At 51.6% G+C, this 8,074-nt stretch carries 4 protein-coding genes; 2 read left to right on the top strand and 2 right to left on the bottom strand.

The features are described 5' to 3' along the window. On the top strand, window positions 1–1,272 hold a 1,272-nt coding region (locus QCH34_RS03010), incomplete at its 5' end, for an AMP-binding protein (RefSeq protein ID WP_300329870.1). Window positions 1,273–1,573: 301 nt separating this feature from the next. Next, window positions 1,574–3,949 (top strand): PAS domain S-box protein, encoded by a 2,376-nt coding sequence (locus QCH34_RS03005; protein WP_300329867.1) that lies wholly within the window; start codon window positions 1,574–1,576, stop codon window positions 3,947–3,949. 43 nt (window positions 3,950–3,992) lie between these two features. Here QCH34_RS03005 and QCH34_RS03000 read toward each other — a convergent pair whose 3' ends face one another. Further along, complete coding sequence (locus tag QCH34_RS03000) at window positions 3,993–4,670, bottom strand: dihydrofolate reductase family protein (RefSeq protein ID WP_300329864.1); 678 nt, start codon at window positions 4,668–4,670, stop codon at window positions 3,993–3,995. A gap of 136 nt (window positions 4,671–4,806) precedes the next feature. Continuing rightward, window positions 4,807–8,074 (bottom strand): tetratricopeptide repeat protein (locus QCH34_RS02995; RefSeq protein WP_300329861.1); only part of this gene is annotated, 3,268 nt, incomplete at its 5' end.

The raw sequence follows: 8,074 nt of genomic DNA, 5'->3' as shown, positions 1-8,074 counted from the left end.
GGCAATTCAGATATCACATGGGATCAGCTGATCGATGCAGAGCCTGCCGCATGTGTCCCTGTCAGGGCAACCGATCCCCTCTACCTCCTCTATACCTCCGGCACCACCGGGAGGCCAAAAGGGGTGGTGCGGGATAACGGCGGCCATCTGGCGGCACTCTCCTGGAGCATGGAGAATATCTATGGAATGAAACCCGGAGAGGTCTACTGGGCCGCCTCCGATATCGGCTGGGTCGTCGGCCATTCCTATATCGTGTACGGACCTCTTCTGCATGGTTGTACGACGGTCCTCTATGAAGGAAAGTCTGTCGGCACCCCGGATCCGGGGGCCTTCTGGCGGGTGATTGAACAGCATCGCGTATCAGTCCTCTTCTGTGCCCCAACCGCATTCCGGGCGATCAGGAAAGAAGATCCCGATGGTTCATACATAAGAAGATATGATCTCTCATCCCTGAGAACGCTCTTTCTGGCGGGCGAGCGGTGCGATCCGGACACCCTGCTCTGGGCAGAAGAGAAGCTCAATGTGCCGGTGATCGATCACTGGTGGCAGACAGAAACCGGCTGGGCGATCGGAGCCAACTGCGCCGGGCTTGAGCTGCTGCCGGTGAAACCCGGATCATGCACAAAACCGGTTCCCGGCTACAGGATAGAGGTGCTCGATTCTGAAGGGAGAAGCGTTCCTGCCGGAGTGACAGGGAATGTCGTCGTCAGGCTCCCGCTTCCACCAGGCTGTTTCACCACACTCTGGAAAAATGATGCCGATTTTGTCACCACCTACTTCTCGGCATATCCGGGCTGTTACCTGACATCCGATGCCGGCTTCATCGATGAGGACGGGTACCTCTGGATCATGGGGCGGACTGACGATATCATCAATGTGGCGGGGCACCGGCTCTCGACCGGCGCGATGGAAGAGGTGCTTGCATCCCATCCTGATGTTGCCGAATGTGCCGTCTCCGGCGTCCACGATCCGGTCAAAGGGGAGGTACCGCTTGGCTTTGTTCTCCTGAAGGCCGGGGTGGAGCGGGAAGAGGCAGAGATCAAAGCCGGGCTCATTGCACTTGTGCGGCAGAAGATCGGGCCGATTGCATCATTTAAAGAGGTTGCAGTCGTAAAACGCCTCCCAAAGACACGGTCAGGAAAGATCCTGCGCGGCACGATCAAGAAGATTGCAGACGGCACCCCCTATACGGTTCCGGCAACGATTGATGATCCCGCAATCCTTGACGAGATCAAAGAAAAACTCATGTATATGGGATATCCAAAACACTAAAATGATGGGATATCAGACACCCTTCTTTCTTTGTATCACTCTTCCATTTTGAAGAGAGAGAGAAGGAGATACACATATTTATATGATACATAAGAATCAATATTATAAATATAACCAACTAACTTTATATAAGTGAAAGAAAAAAAATTATGTTAATATAACTTAATTAAAAGCCATATCATCGAGATTTGAGTAAAAATCCATACAAACATTCATAAACAGATGAGCTCAACACTTTTCTATAAGGGATACCCGAGCATTTTTTCTCTGTTTCCAATTGGCATCCCATCAGGGCCTGACCATGACTTCACATACACTCCTCTACATTGATGATGAGCCTGATCTGCTCAGAATAGGCCGGCTCTTCCTCGAGAAGAACCCGAAGTTAGCCGTCTCCACCTGCGAGAGTGCACTGGATGCAATAAAGATCCTCTCCACCCAGCCATTTGATGCGATCATCTCAGATTACCAGATGCCCGGAATGAACGGTATACAGTTCCTCAAACATCTCCGGCAGAACGGCAATGAAACACCCTTCATCATCTTCACCGGAAAAAGCCGTGAAGATGTGGTGATCGAGGCATTCAACAATGGTGCTGACTTTTATATGCAGAAGGGAGGAGATCCGAGATCGCAGTTTGCCGAACTCCAGAATAAGATACAATACGCAATCGAACGAAAAAAAGCAGAAAAGGCCCTCAAGGAGAGCGAAGAGCGGTACAGAAATGTTGTCGAGGCCCAGACCGAGTTCATCTGCAGGTTCAAGCCAGATGGCACACACCTCTTTGTGAACGAGGCATACAGCACCTTCTTTGGGATGCAGGATGAGGAGATCATCGGCACCCGGTTCAAGCCACAAATTCACCCGGATGATCGAAAAAGTGTTACCCGGCTCTTTTCTTCCCTGACACCGGAGAACCCATCCGCATTCAGCGAACAACGTGTGGTTATGCCGGATGGCCGTATCATATGGCAGCGGTGGAACACGCGGGCGATCTTTGATGAGAAAGGGAAGCTCAGGGAGTATCAGTCCGTTGGCAGGGACATAACAGAAGTGATGGATCGGGAGCTGGAGCTTCAACAGAAGAATATGGAGCTCCAGGCATCATACGAACAACTGGCAGCAACCGAGGAGGAGATTCGCCAGCAGCTCGATGAGATCATCACCACACAGACGGCTCTCAGGGAGAGCGAAGATCGATACAAGGCGGTTATTGAATACCAGACCGAATTCATATGCAGGTTCAAACCGGATGGAACGCACATTCTCGTGAATGATGCCTATGCACGATACTTCAATAAAGACAAGCACGAGATCATAGAGAGAGGATTCTCCCCGAATATTCACCCTGATGACCGCGGGATTGTCAGCAGGTTCTTTGCATCACTCACGTACCAGAACCCGGAAGGAACCATTGAGCACCGGATCATCATGCCCGATGGCGAAGTCAGGTGGCAGCAGTGGAGTGATCGGGCACTCTTTGACGAATATGGCCATGTCAGGGAATACCAGTCGGTCGGGCGTGATATTACAGATAGAAAGCGTGCAGAAGAGGCGCTCAAAGAACAGAACCTCGAACTGAATGCAGCATATGAACAGCTGGCAGCAACCGAGGAGGAGATACGCCAGCAGCTCGATGAGATCATCACCACACAGACCGCACTCAGGGAGAGCGAGCAGCGGTACCAGGCGGTCATAGAGAACCAGTCCGAGTTCATCTGCCGGTTCAAGCCGGATGGAACGCATATCCTCGTCAATGATGCCTATGCACGATACTTCGGTACAACAAAGGATCAGCTTCTTGGAGAAAACTTCTCACCAAATATCCACCCTGAAGATTCAGGAAAGGTCAACACGTTCTTTGCATCGCTCACACGGGATCACCCCATCGGAACCATTGAGCACCGGATCATCATGCCCGACGGTGAAATCAGGTGGCAGCAGTGGAATGATCGGGCAATATTTGACGAATATGGACATATCAGGGAGTACCAGTCTGTTGGCCGTGACATTACCGAGAAGAAACAGATGGAGGAGACACTCCGCCTGACTAACAATAAACTCCACCTCCTCTCAAGCATCACCCGCCACGACATCTTAAACAAGATTATGATCGCACAGGGATACCTCGATCTCACACGAGAGATTGATGCAAGCTCCACCATCTCACAGTATCTTGATAATGTAACTGATGCGGTATCTGCAATTCAAGGGCAGATCATCTTCACCCGCGAATATGAACAGCTTGGCGTCAGTGAGCCGGTATGGACACCCATCTGGAGCACAATCGGTAAGATTCATGAGCAGGGGGTTCATATCGGCTATGAAGGACCAAAAGCCAGGATTCTGGCAGATCCGATGATCCAGAAGGTCTTTTCAAACTTAATCGATAACACCCTCCGCCATGGAGAAGGAGCAGATCAGATCCGGATTCTATGCAGGGAGACCGGATCCGGACTGACAATCACCTATGAGGACAACGGCCCCGGCATCCCGCATGAAGAGAAGAAACGTATATTTGATCGGGGTTTTGGGAAGAATACCGGGTACGGTCTCTTCCTTGTGCAGGAGATATTAACCATCACCAGGATCTCCATCACCGAGAATGGTGAGCCAGGGAAAGGGGCAAGATTTGAGATTCTTGTGCCAAAAGAAGGTTATATTATCGAAGAATAACCCATAATCAGATACCCCTTCCCGGTTGTTCTCTAATTTAATTTCAGGTGCGTATCGGTTCTCTCCTGAGAGCATAGCGGAGATGCACCCGCCCGGAACCAACCTCCTTTGAACCGATCAGATCGAGGGTGCATGCATCCACAGATGAAAGGAGCCTCTTACCATTACCTGCGGCGATCACAGGGGCTACGATAAGGCTGAGTTCATCAGCAATCCCCGATCGAATGAGGTGATCGTTTAGATCCGCACCACTGTCAGAGACAATTGTCTGTATCGTAAAACGATCTTCAAGCTCCCGCAGGGCGCCTCCGATATCCACCCGATCCTTCCCGCACCGGAGATACGGGTACTCCCGTTCCCTGAGGTACTGAAGATAGGCATCAGGTGTCGCCTCGGATACGAGGACAACGACATCCCTGATATGTTCCATCTGCCGGTAGAAGTGGAGAAGCCCGTGAAGGATGCCCCTGCTGTCGACAAAGACCCCAATTGGCCTCTTGTCACCAGGAACCGGCGGAGGCCGGGTCCGGTCTGCTGCCGTCTCAGGCTGGCTGCTATCCATAAACATCTTAATACCAAACGCAGCTGTCGTTGACCCGACGAGAACGGCATCGGGTGCATATTCCCCAAGAATTGCATAATGGAGCCCGATATCAATATCATAGCCGATGATGGCATGATCCAGGCTCACTGAGGAGTGGATGATAACCCTGGGTGGCATCTCTGTAGGATAAGCGTTTCAGATGAGATAAGGATGACGAATATTTGTGGGCGGGGAATGATGTGAGCAGGGAAGGAAAGGCGGGATCAATCACCAGCACACCCCGCATCCGGAGAATGCCACGATCAAGATCCCTTCAGGGCTCGGGAAGAACCTCTATCCAGAACTCAAATATCCTCGTATATTCGTGTCCTTCCTCATCCCGGTAATCAGCCTTGAGATCCAGAGGCACCATCCCTACCGAGAGGGGTTTGATGCCAATATCAATGGTAACCTGTTCAGTGGGAGGAACCGTGACCGGGATCAGCCGTCTGGTGGCGAAATCCTCAGAGAACGAGATCAGCAGATCGATGAGTGGATCATCGCCGTTGTTCTGGATCGTCAGGGGGACACGGTGCCATTGGTTCCTGATAAACCGGGAGTGATCAAGTGTTACAAAGAAGCTGGCAGCTTGTGGAAGGGAGCGTCCGATCTCAGGGGAGGATACAGGCCCCGGCTCAAACCCGGATCTGGCAGAGGTCTCTTCCACCGGCAAAATCCTCTCATCTACCGGAATCATCCGGGCTGCCTCATCCCGATGGGAGAGGATATCAGGATTATCCGGATCCAGCAAAAGAGCCCGTTCAAATGAGAGAACCGCATCAGGATAGTTACCAGTTCCCATGAGAGAGAGGCCACGGATAACCCAGATTCTCGCATCAGATGGATCAAGAGCAATAGCATGATCATATGAAAGAACGGCCTCGGCATGCTGGTTGAGTCGTGCGTTGGCAAGGCCATGAACCTGCCAGGAGTAGCTGTCTTCATGATCGATTCCAAGAGCCCGGTTCAGTGATTCAACAGCAGCAGCATAATGGCCAAGGTTGAACTCTGCAATACCCCGTCCCACCCAGGGAGCGGCATTCTCCGGGTTGAGGAGGATCGATTTATTATATGATTCTGCAGCATCTTCATGGCGGCCGATTTCATTCAGGAGAAAACCACGGTTATTCAGGGCGAGGAGATTCTCCGGGTCAAGGACAAGCATTTGATCGTAGGATTCCAATGCATTATCATAACGGCCCAGCTTCCTGAGGGCAATACCACGGTTATACCAGATGGCAGCATCCTGCGGGTTGATTGAGAGGGCACGATCAAATGAGGTGACTGCATCGGCATGGCGGCCGAGTTTCCTGAGGGCAACACCGCGGTTGTGCCAGGTATCAGCATCATCCTGGTCGAGTGCGAGTGCCCTGTCATATGACTCGATTGCATCTTCATAACGGCCAAGATTACGGAGCGCAACACCGCGATTATACCAGGTTCCGGGATCGTCAGGTGCAAGTGAGAGTGAATGGTCATAGGATGCAACTGCTTCTTCATACCTGCCAAGGTTACGGAGAGCAACACCACGGTTGTACCAGACAGAGGGGGCTTCTGGATCAAGTGAGAGCACCTGATCATAATAGACAACTGCCTCATCAAATCTGCCGTCAGTCGCACACTCGGTTCCTTTCCTTTCGTAATCGACGATCTTCTTCTGGATTAACGCCATCAGGATGCGCCGGTTCCTTTCTGCCTCGGCATAGTCCGGATTGATAGCAACGGCTCTTTCAAACGACACGACGGCATCACGATACCGGTTGAGGTTATAGAGGACGAGTCCACGATTATACCAGAGATCAGCATCATCCGGACTGCGGAGAACTGCCCGATCATAATATTTCAGGATCTCGGCAAAGCTGCTATCAGTTTCAAGCCCAATCATTCCCTCTTCTGGAGAGGGCTCTTCATCCACCTCCTCAGAATCACCGGAAGGAGCGGACGTGTCTGGCCCATACACCATATCATCTCCATACACACCTTCGACTCCATCCGGATCAGATACTTCTTCATCGGCATCAGGGGCATCGGGTGCTTCAGGCAGATCGTGCAGGTCCATCCCGCCAGCTTCCTCATCCCCGTCCATATCTGAAAGGAGAACAGAGATCTCAGGTAGAAGGGAGGCAGAATCCGGAGAGAGCAGATCTTCTTCCCAATTGACCTCGCCAAAATCATCTGAAACGGTATCGGGAGCCTCCGATCCAAAAACGACATCCTCATCATCTGATCCGGCATCTGATGGAAGATCAACATCCGTTGCCGCCATTGCAGCCTCAATTGCTTCGAGGTCACCCGTGATATCCGGAAGAGCAGCTAACAGATCAGGTGCAGATTCAGCGTCCTCAGCCATTTCACCTATCCCGTCTGGTTCAGGCAGATCATCTGACAAGTCAAGATCCTCGAAGTCATCAGAAGCGATCTCGGGAACCTCGGATCCAGAAACTACATCTGCATCATCGGAGCCTGAATCTGATGGAACATCAACATCCGATCCCGCCATGGCAGCCTCAATTGCTTCGAGGTCACCCGTGATATCCGGAAGAGCAGCAAAAGAATCCTGATCGGGTTCACTGTCCTCAACCATCTCACCAATCCCGTCTGATTCAGGCAGATCATCTGACAAGTCAAGATCCTCGAAGTCATCAGAAGCGATCTCAGGAGCCTCGGATCCAGAAACTACATCTGCATCATCGGAGCCGGAATCTAATGGAACATCAACATCCGAACCCGCCATGGCAGCCTCAATTACATCTAGATCGCCGGTGATATCCGGAAGAGCAGCAAACGAGTCCTGATCGGGTTCAGTGCCCTCAACCATCTCACCAATCCCGTCTGATTCAGGCAGATCATCTGACAAGTCAATATCCTCAAAGTCATCAGAAGCGATCTCGGGAGCCTCGGATCCAGAAACTATATCCGCATCATCGGAGCCGGAATCTGATGGAACATCAACATCCGAACCCGCCATGGCAGCTTCAATTAGTTCAAGATCGCCGGTGATATCCGGAAGAGCAGCAAACGAATCCGGATCTGCATCATCAATTTCTTCTCCCGTCTCCAGACCGATCTCTCCATATTCACCCCGCTCTAAGGCGAGAGATCCTGGTGTTTTCCCACCATCATCTGATTCGGAGACAGCGGCATAGCCATCAATGTACCCCTGGAATGGGGCAGATGTGTACCACTCTTTTCCAGTTTTATACCCGATTGCAAGTGCTTTATCAAGGCAATGAGCAGACTCCTCAATCTCTCCCATCTCAGAAAGCAGCACTCCGCGGTTATACCAGGCAGATGCATCCCCCGGATTGATCGCAAGTGCACGATCATATGATTCAACTGCATCAGCAGGACGCTCAAGCTCTGCCAGAGTACGAGCCTTGTTCATCCAGGAACTGCCATGAACGGGATCAAGCAGCAGTGCACGATTAAATGATTCCATGGCATCTTCATGGCGGCCGAGCCGGGTAAGAGCCACCCCCCGGTTATTCCAGGTATCAGGCATGCCGGGATCAAGCTTCAGTGCATGATCAAAGGAATCGACG

It is taken from the genome of Methanocalculus sp., from assembly GCF_029762515.1.
Lineage (GTDB): Archaea > Halobacteriota > Methanomicrobia > Methanomicrobiales > Methanocorpusculaceae > Methanocalculus.
This window is presented reverse-complemented; position numbering and strand designations above follow the sequence as displayed.

Coding starts and splice junctions, on each gene's coding strand:
- QCH34_RS03000 (WP_300329864.1), bottom strand. CDS start 4,670: ATGCCACCCAGGGTTATCATCCACTCCTCAGTGAGCCTGGATCATGCC.
- QCH34_RS03005 (WP_300329867.1), top strand. CDS start 1,574: ATGACTTCACATACACTCCTCTACATTGATGATGAGCCTGATCTGCTC.